Source organism: Brucella sp. NBRC 113783, from assembly GCF_040372265.1.
In the GTDB taxonomy this organism is placed as follows: Bacteria; Pseudomonadota; Alphaproteobacteria; order Rhizobiales; family Rhizobiaceae; genus Brucella; species Brucella teleogrylli.
On the sequence record NZ_BAABRX010000004.1, the window covers coordinates 275,064 to 293,817 of the forward strand.

Consider the following 18,754-nt stretch of genomic DNA (forward strand, 5'->3'; position numbering starts at 1 on the left):
CAACTTTTCGGGATCATACGACTTCCGGTGCTCATGTACTTTAAGTACACTCCGCTCCGGTTCTCAAACCCCACCATTTTCGGCTCCCCATAGCCCGAATCTCATCAGAGCCTTGGGCGCCTAAAAACCGAAGATTCCTCTCAAGGGGATAGAGTGTTGGATAACGCCATGCCGTCATCGCCCCGCATTGCCGTCGCTTTCGGCGGCGGCGGCGCGCGCGGCATTGCGCATCTGCATATCATCGAAACGCTGGACGAACTGGGCATCAGGCCCGTGGCCATCGCTGGCTCATCCATCGGATCGATTGTCGGCGCGGGCATGGCGAACGGCATGCGCGGCACAGAAATACACGACTATATGGCGGCGATCTTCAATCGCCGTTCGGAAGTTGCGCGCCGCATGTGGCAGACGCGTCCATCCCGCTGGGTTGAACTGCTGAAAGGCGGCTTTCGCGTCAGCCAGTTCAACATCGAGAAAATTATCGATGCCTTTCTTCCGGCATCGCTGCCCGCCAATGTGGAAGATCTCAAGATTCCCATGAGCATCACGGCGGCGGACTTCCACGCCGCCAAGGAAGTTCAGATTGTCGATGGGGATTTGCGTTCCGCTATTGCGGCTTCCTGCGCCATTCCTCCGGTTTTCGCGCCGGTGCGCCGCAATGGCCGCATTCTTGTCGATGGCGGTCTCTTCAATCCGGTGCCGTTCGATCTTCTGTTCGACAAGGCCGATATCGTCATCGGCATCGATGTCGTTGGGGCACCGCCCGGTGATGACGACTATATGCCCACGACATTCGAAGCGGTCATCGGCGGTAATCAGCTGACCATGTGTTCGATCATCGAGAACAAATTCCGCATTCGCCCCCCGCATATTTTTCTGCGACCGGATGTCGGCCGCATCGGGCTGCTCGATTTCCTGAAATTCGATCAGATTCTCGACCAGAGCGCCGGGGTTCGCGAAGAACTGAAACAGGCCCTCGACCGCATTATCGAGGGCGATAATCTTCCGACGCTGTCCTAGCTCCCGCTTTATTCGGCGGGAATTGCATCTTCCATCGTATCGTCATTGGCGGCAGGCGAAGGCGCATCCACCGTCTTGTCGATGCGCTGGCCTTCACGCGTCGGCTTGACCAGAGGTTCAGGCGTAACGGGCTTGTTGAACAGCAAATGCCGCCCGGCCATGATGCCTTCCGACGCCTGAACATGCAGCCGGTCCTCGTCGCGCTGGCGTACATCCTCGCGGATGGCATAGGCGTTGTTCTCGGCCATGCCGAGACCTTCCAGCGTGCGCTGCCCGAAAAGCAGACCGGATTCGAAAGTTTCGCGCAACTCGTATTCCACGCCCTGCGCCCGCAACTGCAACGTATGCTCGCGGTCATAGGAGCGTACGAACAGGCGCACATCCGGATAATCCGACTGGATCAGGCTGACGATATGGTTGGTCGTTTCCTTATTGTGTGTGCACACCGCGACGATCTTGGCCTTGCGGATACCGGAAGCTTCCAGCACATCCTTGCGGGTGCCATCGCCGAAATAGATGCGGAAACCGAACTTGCCTGCTGCGCGTACGCGGTTGGGCGATTTGTCGATCACCGTCACGTCGATACCGCCAGCCAGCAGGATCTGCGATGCGATCTGGCCATAACGCGAGAAGCCGATCATCAACACGTCGGAACCGGCGCCTTCGAAATCCTCTTCGATTTCATCGACGGGCTTGTCCTTGATGAGAAGCTTCGAACCGATGGCCACCGAAAGCGGGGTCAGCGCCATGGATACGGTGACAGCCGCCACCAGTTCAGAGCCAAGCGCGCTGGAGATGATCGCCGCAGCCGAAGCAGCGGAGAACAAAACGAAGGCAAACTCGCCGCCCTGCGGCAGCAGGAAAGCGATGCGCACGGCGTCGTTATGGCTGGAGCGGAAGATGCGGCACAGAACATAGATGACGGCGATCTTCGCGACCATGAACACCGGCACGGCCAGAAGGATCGTCTTCCAATATTCCAGAATTACGCTGAGATTGAGCGACAGGCCCACCGCAACGAAGAACAGGCCGAGGAAAATACCGCGGAACGGTTCGATGTCGGCTTCCAGTTCGTGACGATAGGAGGATTCCGCCAGCAATACGCCAGCGATGAATGCGCCCATCGCCATCGACAGACCGGCGGCCTGCAACAATCCTGCCGATCCCAGCACGACGAAGAGGGCGGCGGCAATCATAACCTCGCGCGCGCCGGTATTGGCGATGATCCGGAACATCGGGTTGATCAGATAGCGCCCGGCAATGACGAGCGCGGCGATGGCCGCAACCGCCGTTGCCAGATGAAAGCCCGCGCTTGCCTGCGAGGGTTCATTCGGCGAGAGGGCCGGAATGATCGCCAGAATTGGAACGATGGCGAGGTCCTGAAACAACAGGATCGCGAAAGCGCGCTGCCCATGCTTCTGGTTGGTCTCGGCGCGATCCTCCAGCACCTGCATGGCGAAGGCCGTCGAGGAAAGTGCAAGACCGAAGCCGATGATGATCGCGGCCTCCGGGTTGAGGCCAGCCAGATAAATCCCGAGCGCGGTGAGAACCGCGCCACATAGCAGAACCTGTGCCGCGCCAAGCCCGAAGATGGCGTGGCGCAGCGCCCAGAGCCGCGACGGCTTCAGTTCGAGGCCGATGATGAACAGCAGGAAAACCACGCCAAGCTCGGAAAAGTGCAGGAATTCCTCGCCATCGGCGATGAGGCGCGCGACGGGGCCAATCGTGATGCCAGCGGCCAGATAGCCCAGCACTGTGCCAAGCCCCAGACGCTTGAACAGCGGTGCGGCGATGATGGCGCCGCCAAGGATCATCAGGGCCTGTAGGTAGAGATTTCCACCGGTCGGAATCATGCTGTGCGCTCTTGTGGTTCGGAGACGGACGGGTCTCGCGACGTGAGGATTTGGAGAAATGTGGACGGGCTTGCCTTGATGCCCCCCGATTTCGGCAATATAGAAACAAGATATGGCTGCAATCAGCCCAATGTCGACCAAATTGACGATATTTTTTTAGCAAGTCCCGGTCACGACCCGTTGCACAATGCAATGTCCGGTCAGGCGGAGGCGAGCTTGCCAAAGCGGGATTATGCAATGATTTCAGATAATTCAGCGGAAAAGCTGGTCGAGCGCGCGGCCCAGTTGGTGAAGGCTGCCCAACGTGCTGGCGCCGATCATGCCGATGCCGTGGTGATGCGTGCCCGCTCCGTCAGCGTCTCGGTGAGGCTTGGCAAGGTTGAGGGAACCGAATCGTCGGAGAGCGACGATTTTGCGCTGCGCGTCTTTGTCGGTCGGCGGATCGCCAGCGTTTCGGCCAATGCGGGCGCTGATCCGGACCGTCTGGCGGAGCGCGCCGTCGCCATGGCGCGCGTTGCGCCGGAAGATCCCTATGAAGCGCTTGTCGATCCGGCGCTGCTGGTAAAGTCGCCGCGCGATCTCGATCTTTACGACACGACCGAAATCGACACCGACCGTCTGACGCAGGATGCGCTGGCGACGGAAGCAGCAGCGCTTGAAGTCAAAGGCGTGACCAATTCCGGCGGCGCGGGCGCATCGCGCAGCCTCGGCGGGCTGGTGCTTGTCACCTCCACCGGCTTTGCTGGCCACTATGCCGCCACGCGCTTCGGTCGCTCGGTTTCGGCCATTGCGGGCGAAGGCACCAGGATGGAGCGCGATTATGATTTCAGTTCGCGGCTGCATTTCGCCGATCTCGATACGCCGGACGCCATCGGGCGCAGCGCCGGTGAACGCGCTGTGCGCAGGCTTGGCGCGCGACAGGCGAAGACCGGCCCGGTCACGGTGGTCTTTGATCCGCGCCTCGCACGCGGTATTGCCGGGCATTTGGCCAGCGCCATTAATGGCGCGTCGGTTGCGCGCAAGACGAGCTTTCTGCGCGACAGCCTGGGTAAGCAGATATTGAAGCAGGGCATCAACGTCACCGATAATCCGCTGCGCATGCGCGGCTCGTCGTCCCGTCCGTTCGACGGTGAAGGCATTGAGGGCCAGCCGCTGACCATGATTGAGGATGGCGTGCTGCAACACTGGCTGCTGTCCGGTTCCAGCGCCCGCGAACTGGGCCAGACGGGCAACGGACGCGGCGTGCGCTCGGGGTCCGGTGTTTCACCTGCCTCGACCAATTTTGCCATCGAGCCGGGCGCGCAGTCGCCGGAAGACCTTATCCGCGCTGTCGGCACGGGCTTTTATGTGACGGAAGTGTTCGGGCAGGGCGTCGATATGATCACCGGCCAATATAGTCGTGGCGCTTCCGGTTTCTGGATCGAAAATGGCGAGCTGGCCTATCCGGTCAGCGAAGTCACCATCGCGTCGAACCTCAAGGACATGTTCCTCAATCTGACACCTGCATCGGATATCGACCGCAATTTCGGGATGACCGCGCCTACCCTCGTGATCGAAGGCATGACCCTTGCCGGAAACTGACAAACAGAGCGAAGCCCGTGCAGAACTGGCGCTGTTGCGCGATGCCGCCCGCGAGGCCGGACGCATCGCCATGCGTTATTTCGGGCGCTCGCCGGAAGTCTGGTTGAAGGACGGTCACTCGCCGGTGAGCGAGGCCGACCTTGCGGTGGACCGCTATCTGAAAGACGTGCTTTTGACGGCGCGCCCCGATTATGGCTGGATTTCCGAAGAAACCACCGATGACCGCGCCAAGGCAAAGCGGCGGCGCGCTTTCGTCGTCGATCCCATCGACGGCACCCGTGCCTATATTGCCGGTCAGGACCAGTGGTGCGTGAGCATCGCGATTGTGGAGGACGGCAGGCCGATTGCCGGGGTTTTGGAATGTCCGGTTCGCAAAGAACTGATCGAGGCCGGGCAGGGACTTGGCGCGGTGCAAAACGATGCGCCGATCCATGTCAAACTGCCGCCGGAGGGCGGGACGCTCACCATCGCTTCGGCGCGTAGCGCAACGACCATATTTCCGGAAACATGGCGCGACAGGGTCAAGCTGCATGCCTATGTGCCGTCGCTTGCCTATCGTATTGCGATGGTGGCACGGGGCGATATTGCGGGCACCTTCATTCGGCCAAATTCGCATGATTGGGATCTGGCTGCAGCCGATCTCATCTTGAGTGAGTCGGGCGGGGCTATTCTGACAAACGATGCTCTTCCGCTCATTTATGGCGGTCCGACGCGGAGCCACGGCGCTCTTGTCGCGGCCAGCGGGAATTTGCTGCGTGAAATGTTGAGTGTTGTCGCGGAGTGACCGTTGGGTTAATCATGCCGCGAACCAAAATTGTTCAGGGATTATTGTCATGAGTGTCGAAGGCGACAAAAAGCAGCTTCTTCATCTGGTATTCGGCGGCGAGCTGTCCAAGCTTGGAACCGTACAATTCCGCGATCTCGAAAACCTCGATATCGTCGGCATCTATCCCAACTACGAATCCGCAAAAGCCGCCTGGAAGGCCAAGGCTCAAGCGACTGTCGACAACGCTCATATGCGTTATTTCATCGTGCACCTGCATCGGTTGCTCGATCCCGAAGGTGTGACCCTGCAGGCGGACTGAGCAGTTTGCCCGGTCCAGACCAACATATGACGGAAGGCGAAGAGCGGTCCGTTCAGCCCGCGGCCCAGCCCGACAGGCGCAAGAAAAAAGACGGCCTTGCCAAGCGTCTTTGGAAGCGCGTGCGCGGGCCGCTGGCGCAGTCAGCTGTCGTCAAGTCGATATTGGTCTGGCTCATCACGAGCTATTTCAAGCTTGTCTATTATACCAACACGCGGCTGAAGGGCTCGGCTGATCCGCAAGCGCTGGTCGGCAAGGACGATCCTTTCATCGTGACCTTCTGGCATGGCCAGCATCTGATGGGGCCGTTCATCTGCCCCAAGGGGATCGAACTGGTCGCCATGTTTTCGCGCAGCGCCGATGCGGAGCTGAACGCCCGCGTCGCGGAAAAGCTCGGTCTCATGACCGTGCGCGGGTCCGGCGGGCGCAGCTCGCGGGCACAGCCAGAAAAAGGCGGTGCGCGTGCGCTTCTCACCTTGAAGAATGCGCTAAAAAAAGGACAGTCGGCATCGATCATCGCCGACATTCCCCACGGCACGCCGCGTGAGGCCGGCGAGGGGATCATTTTGTTGGCGAAATTGTCCGGGCGACCGATCATTCCGGTTGCTTATGCCTTCTCGAGAAATCATGTTTTGGAGAAGTCATGGGACAAGACGACGATTCCACTGCCTTTTGGACGGTCCGTTGTTGTGCGCGCCGACAATGTCTGGGTAGATGCCGACGCCGATGAAACGCAACTGGAAGAAAAACGCATGGAACTGACGCGCCTGCTGAATGACGCCACGGTGCGCGCCTATGCGGCATTGGAGAAAGCGAAATGAGCGAACGCTGGGCGCGCAATATATTGTCAGCCTATCGCATGTTCGGCTCCGCCGCCTATCCCTTCATGGGGCCTTACATTGCCTATCGCGCGTCGCGCGGCAAGGAAGAGCGGCAGCGCCGTGGTGAGCGTTATGGCAAGTCAGCCGTCGCCCGCCCACAAGGTCCGGTCATCTGGGCCCATGCGGCAAGTGTCGGCGAAAGTGTTGCCATCACGCCGCTGATCGAAAGCATTGCCTCCACCGGCATTCATGTCGTGATGACCACTGGCACGGTGACATCTGCAAAGCTTGTGGCCGATCAGCTGGGCTCCAAGGTCATTCATCAATATGCGCCGCTCGACCTGCAACCGGCGGTCAACAAATTCCTCAATCACTGGAAGCCGGACCTCGCCATCGGCTGCGAATCCGAAATCTGGCCCGCGACGGTGCTGTCGCTCGGCGGTCGTCATATTCCGCAAGTGCTGGTCAATGCCCGCATGTCGGATCGTTCCTTTGCCAGATGGCAAAAGCGGCCCGCGCTGGCAGAAGCCCTGTTCGAAAATTTCGCTCATGTCGTGGCCCAGTCGGAACTCGACGGCGACCGTTTCCGCACGCTTGGCGCCCGCCCGGTCAGCGTGTCGGGCAATCTGAAAGTCGATACCACGCCACCGCCTGCTGATCCACAAGCGCTCTCCATGTTGCAGCGGCAGATCGCCGGACGGCGCAGCTGGGCTGCGATCTCTACCCATGATGGAGAAGAGGCAATCGCCGCAGAAGTGCATCAGATGCTGAAGGTGCGCTATCCGCATCTCGTGACGATCATCGTGCCGCGTCATCCGGATCGCACGCCTGCCATCGAAGCGATGCTGGCGGAAAAGGGGCTGAAAGTCACCAGACGCAGCAGTGGCTTGGCCGTTGAAGCGGATACCGATATTCTGCTCGGCGATACAATTGGCGAAATGGGGCTTTATCTGCAATTGACCGAGATTGCCTTCATCGGCAATTCGCTGACCAAAGAAGGCGGGCACAATCCGCTGGAACCGGCGATGATGGGTACAGCTGTGCTGACTGGCAAGAATGTGCAGAACTTCCGCGAGTCCTTCCAGCGCCTTATCAAGAATGGCGGCGCGCGCATCGTGAAGGACAGGAACATGCTCGCCGGGGCTATCAATTTCCTGTTCAACAATCCGCAGCATCTGCGCGGCATGATCAATGCGGGCGTCAACACCGTGAAGGATATGCGCGGCGCGCTTGATCGCACGCTTGTCGCGCTGGAGCCGTTCATCCAGCCGCTTGTGCTGCAGGCGCAGTTCCCCGGCAATCGCAACGAGGTTGCCTACGTCCACGGCGGCATCTGATATGGCGAGCGAAGCGCCGCCATTCTGGTGGGAAAAGCTCGACTGGCGCGCAAGATCACTGGCCCCTGCCGCCTGGATTTACGGGTCTATCGCCGGGCGACGCCTGATCCGGTCCGAACCACCCAAAATCGCTTTGCCCGTTCTCTGTATCGGCAATTTCACCGTCGGTGGGGCAGGCAAGACGCCCACGGCGATTGCCTTTGCCAAGGGCGCGAAGGCGCGCGGGCTGAAGCCCGGCATCGTCTCGCGCGGCTATGGCGGGAGCTATAAAGGGTTGCATGTCGTTGACCCCGGCCATGACAGCGCCCGCTATGTCGGTGATGAACCGCTTTTGCTGGCGCGCCATGCGCCGGTAACACTTTCGCCCGACCGGGTGAAGGCCGCGCAGCATCTGCAATCGCTTGGCTGCGATTTCATCATCATGGATGACGGGTTCCAGAGCGCGCGGCTCCATGCCGATTTTGCGCTTTTGGTGGTGGATGCGGGGCGGGGCATCGGCAATGGCCGTGTTATCCCGGCGGGTCCATTGCGTGCGCCGCTGACCGACCAGATGCGCAAGACCGACGCGCTGTTGCGGATCGGCAAAGGCGATGCTGCGGATTTCGTGATCCGTCAGGCGGCCCGCGCCGGACGGCCGATCTATGAGGCCGCGCTTTTGCCTTCATCGTCGGCTACTGTTGCGGGGCAGCGCTGGCTGGCCTTTGCCGGTATCGGCAATCCCGACAAGTTTTATGCAAGTCTTGCACAGGCTGGCGGCGTCATCGCGGAAACGCGCTCGTTTCCCGATCATCACAGCTTTGAACCCGATGAAATCCGCGACCTGATCGATACGGCCCGCAGGCAGGGGCTGGGGCTGATCACCACGGCAAAGGACCATGTGCGTCTCGCCACAATGGTCGGTGTGCCGGCTGAATTTTTGTCGAAACTGGCGGTTCTCGATATCGATCTGAAATTCGAGCGCACGGATGCGCTCCATCATATCCTTGATACGGCGATCGAGCGCTTTAAAAGCCGGTCTTTATAAGGAAACTAAGCCTTCGTGCGGCTGCGCATTTCCGGGTTGAACTCAAGCTCACGCTCGAAGGAAATGAGGCCGGTCGCATAGGCTTCCTGCCGCGCAACGCTCCAATATTTCAATTCGTCCAGCGGAATCTGCGCGCCGGTAACGGCACAGAGCACATAGGAACCGTGCTTGACGATTTCATAGTCGCCGTCGAGATAACGCAGGACAGCTTCGGAGGATGAGCGGGGCGATTCAAATCTGTTCATGTGTGTAAAACCTTTGCACTGAACTCTAGCAAGTGCGAACCTTGGCGTCCAGCGGCGCTGAAGGTCCTTATACCAAATCCTGTCAACGTCTGCCGAAAAGCCGCTCGATATCACTCAGCTTCAGCTCGATATAGGTCGGGCGTCCGTGATTGCACGTGCCGGAACCGGGCGTTGCCTCCATTTCGCGCAACAATGCGTTCATTTCCTCGGGCTTCAGACGGCGTCCTGAACGTACCGATCCATGGCAGGCCATGGTGGCCGCAACATGGTTGAGCATGGCCTGCAATCCGTCGGCGGTTTCATGCTCGGCAATCTCGTCGGCCAGATCGCGGATCAACTGTTGCACGTTCATTTCGCCAAGCATGGCGGGTGTCTCGCGCACAGCGATAGCGCCGGGACCAAACTGCTCCACGCCCAGCCCGAACCGGGCCAGCGTTTCCGCATGACTTGCCAGCCGCTCGGCGTCTTCCTCCGCCAGATCGACCACTTCCGGGATCAGCAGCATCTGCCCCGGTATCGGGCGCGAGTGCAGCGCGTTTTTGAGCGCTTCATAGACCAGCCGTTCATGGGCCGCATGCTGGTCCACAATGACGAGGCTGTCTTCGGTTTGCGAGACGATATAATTGGCGTGAATCTGCGCGCGGGCCGCACCGAGCGGCTTTTGCTGCAATTCGACCGGGGCTTCGCTCATGGTCGCGCGCGCATCGGCTGTCGGAATATTCACGACATCGATTGTCGCCTGCTCGCTTTCGTGGAAGGCAGGCGCGTTGCCGAAATCAAGCGGTCTATGCGCCGGATGTGCAGTCTGCGGCGACCACTCGCTGCGCGGGCTTGGGCGCTCAGGCCGCCAGCTTGTCGAGGCATAATTGTTCGAAGACTGCTTTGGTTGAAACCCTTCGGCGCGGAAAGCCTGCAACATGGCTTCTGCGCCGCCGGTTGCCGGACGGATGCCGGATTGGGACAGCGCCTGCTTGATCGCGCCCACGATCAGGCCGCGCACAAGGCCGGGATCGCGAAAACGGACATCGGCTTTGGCCGGGTGCACATTCACATCGACCAGTGCCGGATCGAGCGTCAGAAACAGCACGGCGACCGGATGGCGGTCACGCGCAATGACATCGGCATAAGCGCCGCGCAGCGCGCCGAAAATCTGCTTGTCGCGCACCGGACGGCCATTCACATAAGCAAACTGGTGCTGTGCATTGCCGCGATTATGGGATGGTATGCCGACAAAACCGGCAAGCCGCACACCGTCACGCTCGGCATCGATGGAAAGCGCGTTTTCGCAGAAATCCTGACCGAGAACCTGCCCGATCCGCTCCAGCGTGGCATCGGCGCCCGTGCCAGTCGCGGGCATTTCCAACGGCGTGCGGTCGGTGCCGGACAGCGAAAAGCGCACATGCGGGAAGGCAATGGCAATGCGCTTCAGCACATCGGTGATGGCGGAGGCTTCGGCACGGTCCGTCTTCATGAATTTGAGACGGGCGGGCGTGGCGTAAAAGAGATCGCGCACTTCGGCTATCGTGCCGCGATTGAGCGCCGTGGGGCGCGGGCCTTCGAGATGACCGCCGGAAACGGAAACCTCAAATCCGGCATCCGCATCCTGCGGACGTGATTTCAAAGTCAGTTTGGCGACCGAGCCGATGGAGGGCAGGGCTTCGCCACGAAAACCCAGTGCACGAATATCGTGCACGTCATCCGAGAGCTTGGACGTGCAATGGCGCGAAACCGCGAGCGGCAACTCGTCGACGGGAATGCCGGAGCCGTTGTCGGTGACGCGCAGCAGCGTCTTGCCGCCGCCGCCGGTCACAACCTCGATGCGGGTCGCGCCAGCGTCGATGGCATTCTCGACCAATTCCTTGATCACGCTGGCGGGGCGCTCGATGACCTCGCCTGCTGCGATCTGATTGATGATGGTTTCGCTTAAATGTCGAATGGGCATGAAGCGATTATAGGCAGATTCGCACGCGGCGGTAATAGCGCCGCGCGCCGCGTCCCGGCCCACTGTGGACTGGCTTCAGGCGGCTTGCGCCTCGCCCTTCTTGTCGAGGCCGAGGTGAATGGCGGGCGCGGGCCGCCCAAGCAGGAAGCCCTGCACCTGATTGCAGCCTTCTTCCTGCAAAATATCCATCTGCGTCTGCGTTTCCACACCTTCGGCCAGCACCGGAATATCGAGGCTATGGCCCAGCGCCAGAATCGCCCGCACGAAAGCCTTCGACTGCACGTTCTGGTCCAGATCGGTGACGAAGCTGCGGTCGAGCTTGATCTTGTCGAAGGGGAAGGAACGCAATGTCGCCAGCGACGAATAGCCGGTGCCGAAATCATCAATGGCGATGCTGACGCCAAGCGCCTTGAGTTCACGCAGGATATGCAGCGCGCGCGCCTTGTCGCGGATGATCGCGCCTTCGGTCACTTCAAGCTCCAGCAGTTTTGCCGGTAGGCCGGTTTCGTTCAATATATTTTGAACCGTGTCCACGAGGCCGGTATGGCTGAGCTGTAGCGGGGAAATATTGACCGCTATCCTGCGGGAAACGGGCCAGCTTGCCGCTTCTTTGCAGGCTGCACGCAATACCCATTCGCCGAGCTGCGTGATGACGCCCGATTCTTCGGCTATCGGAATGAACAGGGTTGGCGGCACCAGACCCTGCACGGGGTGACGCCAGCGCAGCAGAACTTCATAGCCCGATATGCCGCCATCCTTGATGCTGCGCTGGACCTGAAAATTCAGGAAGAACTGGTTTTCGTCAATCGCCGTCCAGATGTCGCGTGCCAGCGCCGCACGCTTGCGCGCCGCTTCATCCATGCTGCTTTCATAGTAGCAAATCTTGTTCTCAATGTTCTGTTTGGCGCGATACATGGCCATATCCGCATTGGACAGAAGCTTTTCCACATCCTCGGCGTCGGTTGGATAGATTGCGATGCCGAGGCTTGCGCCGGGGCGCACAACGGCATTGCCAAGGTCCACAAGATCGCTAAGCGCTATGTTAAGTCGGGAGACGAAGCTGCGCAGATCGTCCTCATCCTGAAATGTCTTCAGGGCTGCAAATTCATCGCCGCCGAAGCGACCGATCAGCTCGCCGCTTTCCAGATGTTCGGTCATGCGGGCCGAAATCTCGCAAAGCAGCCTGTCACCCGCGGCGTGGCCATAGAGGTCATTGACCTCCTTGAAGCGATCCAGATCGATGCCGATCAGCGCAATGCGGTGGTCGCCATTATCGGCACTGACCTTTTCGCGGCTGAGGCGTTCAACGAACTGGGTGCGGTTGGGCAATCCGGTCAGCGAGTCGTGACGGGCAATGTGTTGCAACTGCCGCAGGTTGGAAGACTGGACGTGGCTGTCGATCAGGTAACTGGCAAGGGCAGTGCCAAGCACAATCAGGCCGACTCCGCCGACAGAAGTGGCAAGGGTGAACTTGTCGGCAAGCTCCGCTTCTTGCAGATAGTTCATCGGCGTCACGGTCAGCGCCGCCATGCCGGTGAAATGCAGGCTGACGACGGCTGCGGTAAAGGCCAGAACCGCCAGACGGTAGGAGGTCGGGTAGCGACGCCGCATCAAAAACTGGCCGGAGAGCGAGCCAAACAACACGGCAAACACGATGGATGCATAGAAATAATCCATGTTCCATTCGATCAGCCCGTCCACGCGATAGGCGAGCATGCCGATATAGTGCATGGTGGCAATCGATGCGCCCACCATGGCGCCGCCGATGACGGGGGCAAAGCGGGGAAAGCCGCCGGTCATGACCACGAAGCCGATTCCCGTGCCGACAACGGCAATCGCCAGCGACAGGATGGTAAGGTCTGGCAGAAGCACCACGGGCGCGCTCGGCTCATAGGCCAGCATGGCGACGAAATGCGTGCACCAGGCGGCTGAGCCAGATGCGATCGCCACCAGAAAATGCCAGCCATAGCGCACGAAGCCATGACATCTGGCGGCCTTGCGGACGAGATTGAGCGTGATCGCGGAACCCACGAGGCAGATCAGCGCTGCCAACGTTGTCAGCCACGCGTCATGCTGCGTGGCAATGCAATTGAGAACGGTCATCATGGAATGAAATAGCCCCGATAGCCTTTAGAAGCGAGGTCAGGGCACTGGAATGCCCAAAGTGATTGGCTTGGTCTCAATGGCGGTCAGTGGTGATCCGACAGATAAACCTGGCTGTGCAAGGTCGGTCTTTACAAATGCAGAAACTGGACCGGGATCGCGCAGCCGACAGGCGCAGGCCTTGTCACCGCACGGCGGCATGTCATGATCGCGTTACCCATCCTGGCCCCCCAGCCAAATCCGGCTCAATTTCGATGGGCCTTGGTTGCATAGTATTTCCTGATTAGCGGTTAACGCGAATATCAAGATTGTGATTGGGAGATCATTTTCACAAGAATGTTATAAGAAAGCATCTGCTGTTACAGCGTTTTCGAAAATGAACCGGCATTGCCTGGTGGATGAAGTGTCATACTGCCCGGTAATAAGAGTATATGGTCTACATCTTTAAATGATCGCATCTTCAGATGTTGAATAGGGCCTCTTGGTTCTGTGGTTAAATTCCGTTATTGCAGGCGTTGTTAATATGGTGGGGATACCGGGCATGGGCGACGGCGTGGAAACTTTACCATCTTCCAAGCCTCTGGAGGGCACGGCGGCGGCCAGTCCGATTGTCTTTTCCGACACTCTGGGCCTGTTTCAGCGTGCTTATGGTACGGGGCTCGATACGGTCGTCGTCTTCGCCAGCCCATGGGGGCTGGAAGAACTTTGCACGACCCGGAAATTCTGGCGTATCATTGCCGACAGGCTGTCTCAGCATGGGATTGCATCCTTGCGCTTCGACTGGCCGGGCACCGGCGACGGGCGCGATGACATTGATTTTTCTTCCGGTCTGGAACGCTGGCGAAAGGCGCTGATCGAAGCGGCGGACAAGGCGCGGCTTTTGTCGGGCGCGAGCCGTGTTGTCATCATCGGGCAGAGCCTTGGCGCGGCGGTTGCTGCTGAAACGGCTCCACATATTGAAGGTCTGGCGGCGCTGGCGCTGCTGGCACCGGTGATTTCCGGTCGGTTTTACACCCGCGAGCTGGCGGTGTGGTCGAGCATGGTCGATGCCGATCTTGGCCTTCCTGATGCGCAGCGGATCAAGGGGGCGGTTTCCATTGCATCCCTGACAATGACGCCCGAAATTGCCGCAGATGTGAAGAAGATCAATCTCCTGTCGCTCTCTGAAAAGCCTGCGGACACGTGCCTTCTGCTAGCAAGGGCCGACCGCCCGAACGATGCGGAACTGGCCGGGCATCTGGAAAAGCTCGGCGTGGCAGTCACGGTGGAAGCCTTCACCGATTACGACAAGCTGATTTCCAACCCGGTTATTTCGCATCTGCCGTTGAATGTTGCCGACAGACTGGTCGATTGGTCAGTGGCGCTTGCGGATGGTAGACCGGCCCAAAAAAGTGCCGATGAAACCAACCTCGGCGGACAGATCAGGGGCGACGGCTTCGTCGAAACGCCGGTGGCCTTCGGCCCGAACAATCGTCTGTCGGGTGTGCTGTGCAAACCCTTGGGCGACAGCAAGGGGCATACGGTCCTCTTCCTCTCGTCCTCTTATGATCGGCGCGTTGGATGGGGCCGCACCACGGTCGATATGGCGCGCAGATTGGCGCGGGACGGTGTTTCGTCGCTGCGCTTTGATATCGCTAATGCCGGTGACAGCCCGCCCATTCCGGGCATGCCGGAACAGGTGCTTTATACCCATGCGCCGGAAATGGATGTCGCTGACGCGCTGGATTATCTGGATGTCATCGGGCTGGGGCGTCCGGTTGTGGCGGGGCGGTGCAGCGGCGCTTTCCTCGGGCTGCATTGCGCGGTGCTGGACGAGCGGATTTCGGGTGCCGTGCTGGTCAATCCGGTGACATTCTATTGGGCGCCGGAGCTTTCGGTCGAAGATGTGGTACGGGAAGGCAATCGGACGCTGGAAGATTATGGCAGCCGCGCCATGCGACTCGATACGTTCAAGCGCCTGTTTCGCGGAGAACTCGATATTCGCGCTATCCTGCGCAACCTTGCACGCGGCGTCAGCGGACGTATTCGCGGATTGGCGCGCAAGCTTTTGCGCAGCCGCACCGTTGAAGGCCGGGCGATCTATTCGGCTTTCGATGAACTGAAGCTGCGGCAGGTGCCGCTGACGCTGGTCTATGCCGAGAAGGACAGCGGCCGCGAGCATTTCAATTACTATTTCGATCAGGCAGGCGACAAGGTGCAGGGCTTCGACAATGTAAAGGTCGCGGTCATTCCGGACGCCGATCACAATCTGACGCCCGAACATGCGCGCAACGTCTATATCGACGCCATCCGCGCGCTGGCTTTCAAAACGCGTTAAAACCAGACGCTTCGCGACGATCCGGCAATGCGAATTTCGCCGGACGGTTTGCCTTCGCCATCATGGCGGGGAAGAAGCGCGACGCGCTTCGTCTCCCCGGGAGCGAGATGGAACCAGTTTTCCATTGCCCGCCAGCCTTCGGCGTCAATGCTGACCGATTGCGCCAGCACGGCTGTGCTGAGATCAAGAAACCAGTTGCCGCTCTCTTCCACGACACTGCATTCAATTGTCGCATCGTGAAAGGCTTTGGTGCGCCCCTGCGGAAAATGAAAGGCCTCGGCGATAGTGGCTTCGCTGCGTTTCAACCGGGCGACCGTCACGTCATGGGCCGGAGGCCCGAAGCGATAGGCATAAGTCGTATCGAAAAATGCGCCGAACAATTCGGTTGCCGGTATTGTGACACCGGAACGCGCTGTCAGCGAAAGATCGCGGCGACCGCTTACAACCGACTGGGCACCGGCGCGCAGGCAGGTGAGTTCCAGTGTCAAATCGGCGTCATGGGGCTGTTCGTTCAGCACGTGAATGGCAAGCCCGTTGACGCCTTCGTCGGTCAGGCCAACCTGCACCGGGCGAAAAGCGCGTTTCAGCCCATACCACGAGGGTTTGGGTTCACAGGTCGCATCGACCACGCCCCAGCCGGCACTGGGCAACACATCCTGAAACGTCCAGACCAAGGCACCGAAGCAGGTGCTTGCCGGTCGTCGCCATTCGGCGAAAGTCGCCTCCATCACTTCCGCCGTGACGGCGCGGGAAAGGTGTAGATATTGCTCCATATCCTCCCGCCGCAAGCGGGCCGGATCGTAGCCATAGAGCATTTCCAGATAGGTGTCGCGCACGTCCTCGAAATCCCATGACACGCCGCGATCACGCGGAACACGCGCTTTCCAGCGCGGATCATGGACGGCGGGCACGTCGAGATGCGCCTTGAGCGTGCGTGCCTCCGGGACATTGGAAAAAGCAAGGCTTTCGGTCGCAAAGCGCACTTCGGCGCGGCGCGCATCGTCCAGCGGCCTGCAATAGGCGCTGACGCCATAATAATGGCTGACGCCTTCGTTGCTGATGAAGGGCAGAGCGCCATCACAGGGCGAGTTCGGCACATAGGGAATGCCGGGACAGAGTTTGCGCGCAACGGCGGGCAAAATCTCTTCGGTCAGCGCGCCTTTCCAGATTGTCTCGGGCAGGCCCATCATGGCGCCTTGCTGATAAATCTCACTGCCGCCGCACAACACGGTGAGCGAAGGAGCATGGCGAATGGCGGAAAGAAGTTGTTGCGTCTCCGCCTGTACCTTGGCGACGAAGCCTTCGTCTTTCACCGGATAGTCGAAATTGGCGAACATGAAGTCCTGCCAGACCATGATGCCGAGCTCGTCGCAAACGGCATAAAAGTCAGGCGTTTCATAAGCCGTAATGCCGCTGACGCGCAGCATGTTCATGCCAGCGTCCTGCGCAAGCTGCAGCCATGGTTGATAGTCGGCGCGTGCGCCCGGCAGCCGGACTATATCGGCGGAACTCCAGACAGCACCGCGACAAAAGATTGTCTCGCCATTGATCACCAGCGCGAATGATTTTCCGTCTGCGCCGCGATCAACGCCGATGCGGCGAAAGCCGGTTCGGCCAAGCTTCTGCTTTTCGTTGCCGAGCGACAATTCCAGTTCATGGAGCGTCGGCGCGCCATGAGTATGCGGCCACCACGGTTCTACGCCCGGGACGGTCAGCTGTGCCTGCCAGCGGCTATCCGCTTGTCTGTCACAGGCGATCTGCGAACCCGCGCAATGCAGGGTCAGATTTTCAGCCTTGCCGTGATAGGTGAAGCTGACTGCAAGCCCTCCGTCGCCATTTTCATGAAGCGTGGATTGGATGGAAATACTGCTGACCGTTTCCGCGTCGGGTCGGCTGATCGTCACTGGCCGCCAAGGGCCGACGGCATGAACGTCCGGGCACCAGCCCGGCATATGGCCGAGCGCGGTAGTGCGGATCAGGCGCAAGCCTTGCATATTCATCAATTGCGTGCGCCAGCGTGCGCGCGGGCCTTTCTGCTCCAGGCGGGGGCCAAGAGCGCGGAAACAAAGCGCAAGCTCATCCGCGCCGGTCAGCGTGACGGGCAGGTCGTGGTAGAGGAACATGCTGTCGCTGTTGTGAACCAAAGCGCCGTTCAGATAGACTTCGCAGATCGTGGCAAGGCCCGCAAAATGCAACACCGCCTCACCGGCTGTTTCGGTAAGGTCGAGAAAATACCACGCATCCTGATTGTGCAGCGGTGTCGGAGCAGTGCGGCTGAAACGCCCTGCTTTTTCCAGCGCTTCCGCCACCGTGCCCGGAACCGGCGCATCGAGATACGCGCCGTTGCGCGGCACATCAGCGGGCGACGCGGCCTCATTGTCTGCGGTCAGGAAAAGCCGCCAGCCTTCGGCAAGCGGGCGGCTTGATGCAGCTTGTTCAGGCAGCATCGCGGCCAAGTTCTGTTGCAAGCGCCCCCGTCATGCGATCCCATGCTTCGGCGGCAGGTGTCAGCGCGCTTGCCAGTGCGTCGAATTTCTTGCGCATCACGGCACGCGCAAGCTGGAATTGCACGGCCTTGGCCGTTTCGGCGATCTGGATCGCATCGGCGGCAGCAGCGGTGAAACGCTTGCCTTCGCCCAGCCATTGCAGATGGCTTGCAGCCAGTTCGAAATTTGCACCAAGTTGGCGCAGCGTGTTGAACGCATATTTGTGAAAGAAGCCGAAGGGGCGTTCGGCGATGGCTTCTACCTGCGCCGGAAACACAGCGGCGAAAGCGCGGATCGGATTGGCCTTGGGCCTGCGCGCAAAATGGCGTGGCAGCAGAATTTCTGCCACGCGCCGCTGATGCGCTTCACCGGGCATTTCCTTCGGGAACTTCGCAAATTCCGTATAGGGCAGGAAGGGCAGGTCTGCTTCTGTCAGATGGCGCTGAAAGACACCGTTAAAATCCTCGCCCTCCAGATGGTAGAAGCCGCCATTGTGGAAATAATCGAGCGAGCGGTTCGCAACATCCATGCGATTGATCGCGATGGTGGTCTTGCCATGTTCGGTGCGATAGCTCACGCCCTGCGTGTCAGGCATGAAATAGCTGTCCATCTCCACCATGCACAGCCGTCCGCGCCCGATCTGTTCCGCGATATGGCCTTCCACACTGTCGAAGATCGCAAGTTCCGTTGCCCGCACACCATAGAGCGCTTCGAGGTCTTCCAGCGGCACCTTGAAGAAGGTGAACTGGTCGCCCTCGAAATCCTGCGTCAGGGTAAAGCCCAGCATCGCTTCGGGCACGACCCGAAGCGATGCCAGCACTTCGATCCAGAGATCGACATAGCAATTGGTTTCGGGCCAGATGCGTGTCTGCGCATGCAGCGCATGCGGCGCGTAGGTTTCTGGCGAGATATGCGGAAAGACTGCCTGCATAACCTTGATCGA

General features: G+C 59.8%; 14 protein-coding genes. 8 read left to right on the top strand and 6 right to left on the bottom strand.

The genetic code is table 11. The features are described 5' to 3' along the window. Positions 1-156 precede the first annotated feature (156 nt). Positions 157-1,020, top strand: a complete 864-nt coding sequence (locus tag ABWW11_RS15655) for a patatin-like phospholipase family protein (RefSeq protein WP_109367790.1) — start codon at positions 157-159, stop codon at positions 1,018-1,020. An 8-nt stretch (positions 1,021-1,028) separates the two neighbouring features. Here the strand turns inward: ABWW11_RS15655 and ABWW11_RS15660 are convergent, their stop codons facing one another. After that, positions 1,029-2,873, bottom strand: coding sequence for a monovalent cation:proton antiporter-2 (CPA2) family protein (locus tag ABWW11_RS15660; protein WP_109367789.1), 1,845 nt, complete (start codon positions 2,871-2,873; stop codon positions 1,029-1,031). Positions 2,874-3,110: 237 nt separating this feature from the next. Here ABWW11_RS15660 and ABWW11_RS15665 point away from each other — a divergent pair, with 237 nt between their 5' ends. Genes ABWW11_RS15665 through lpxK form a run of 6 tightly spaced genes read left to right on the top strand, consistent with a single transcriptional unit; the run spans position 3,111 to position 8,718 of the window. Then, positions 3,111-4,454 (top strand): TldD/PmbA family protein, encoded by a 1,344-nt coding sequence (locus tag ABWW11_RS15665; RefSeq protein ID WP_109368032.1) that lies wholly within the window; start codon positions 3,111-3,113, stop codon positions 4,452-4,454. Then, a complete protein-coding gene (locus ABWW11_RS15670) occupies positions 4,441-5,238 on the top strand; it encodes a 3'(2'),5'-bisphosphate nucleotidase CysQ (RefSeq protein WP_109367788.1) in 798 nt (265 codons plus the stop codon). The genes ABWW11_RS15665 and ABWW11_RS15670 overlap by 14 nt, the downstream gene beginning before the upstream one ends. 49 nt (positions 5,239-5,287) lie before the next feature. Further along, a complete protein-coding gene (locus tag ABWW11_RS15675) occupies positions 5,288-5,539 on the top strand; it encodes a DUF4170 domain-containing protein (RefSeq protein WP_109367787.1) in 252 nt (83 codons plus the stop codon). Between the two features lie 26 nt (positions 5,540-5,565). Next, a complete protein-coding gene (locus tag ABWW11_RS15680; RefSeq protein WP_109367786.1) occupies positions 5,566-6,357 on the top strand; it encodes a lysophospholipid acyltransferase family protein in 792 nt (263 codons plus the stop codon). Next, entirely contained in the window at positions 6,354-7,694 is a 1,341-nt protein-coding gene (waaA, locus tag ABWW11_RS15685) for a lipid IV(A) 3-deoxy-D-manno-octulosonic acid transferase (protein ID WP_109367785.1), read from the top strand. Before ABWW11_RS15680 ends, waaA begins: the two co-directional genes overlap by 4 nt. Position 7,695: 1 nt before the next feature. Beyond that, positions 7,696-8,718 carry a tetraacyldisaccharide 4'-kinase gene (lpxK, locus tag ABWW11_RS15690; protein ID WP_319080562.1) on the top strand — a complete coding sequence of 341 codons (1,023 nt, stop codon included), beginning with the start codon at positions 7,696-7,698 and terminating at the stop codon, positions 8,716-8,718. 5 nt (positions 8,719-8,723) lie between these two features. On the opposite strand, the gene ABWW11_RS15695 is transcribed toward lpxK, so the two are convergent. The 3 genes from ABWW11_RS15695 to ABWW11_RS15705 all read right to left on the bottom strand — a co-directional run bounded on the left by ABWW11_RS15695 (position 8,724) and on the right by ABWW11_RS15705 (position 13,011). Further along, complete coding sequence (locus ABWW11_RS15695) at positions 8,724-8,963, bottom strand: DUF2093 domain-containing protein (RefSeq protein WP_109367783.1); 240 nt, start codon at positions 8,961-8,963, stop codon at positions 8,724-8,726. 82 nt (positions 8,964-9,045) lie between these two features. Further along, entirely contained in the window at positions 9,046-10,905 is a 1,860-nt protein-coding gene (gene mutL, locus ABWW11_RS15700; RefSeq protein WP_109368031.1) for a DNA mismatch repair endonuclease MutL, read from the bottom strand. Positions 10,906-10,980: 75 nt separating this feature from the next. Then, positions 10,981-13,011: a putative bifunctional diguanylate cyclase/phosphodiesterase gene (locus ABWW11_RS15705; RefSeq protein WP_109367782.1), complete on the bottom strand. Its 2,031-nt coding sequence runs from the start codon at positions 13,009-13,011 to the stop codon at positions 10,981-10,983. Positions 13,012-13,531: 520 nt separating this feature from the next. On the opposite strand from ABWW11_RS15705, the gene ABWW11_RS15710 reads away from it, so the two are divergent. Continuing rightward, a complete protein-coding gene (locus ABWW11_RS15710; RefSeq protein WP_235859003.1) occupies positions 13,532-15,325 on the top strand; it encodes an alpha/beta fold hydrolase in 1,794 nt (597 codons plus the stop codon). Here the strand turns inward: ABWW11_RS15710 and ABWW11_RS15715 are convergent. Then, positions 15,322-17,772, bottom strand: coding sequence for a glycoside hydrolase family 2 protein (locus ABWW11_RS15715; protein WP_109368030.1), 2,451 nt, complete (start codon positions 17,770-17,772; stop codon positions 15,322-15,324). The two genes, ABWW11_RS15710 and ABWW11_RS15715, sit on opposite strands and share 4 nt — an antisense overlap. Next, positions 17,762-18,742: a DUF1839 family protein gene (locus tag ABWW11_RS15720; RefSeq protein WP_109367780.1), complete on the bottom strand. Its 981-nt coding sequence runs from the start codon at positions 18,740-18,742 to the stop codon at positions 17,762-17,764. Before ABWW11_RS15720 ends, ABWW11_RS15715 begins: the two co-directional genes overlap by 11 nt. Positions 18,743-18,754 lie beyond the last annotated feature (12 nt).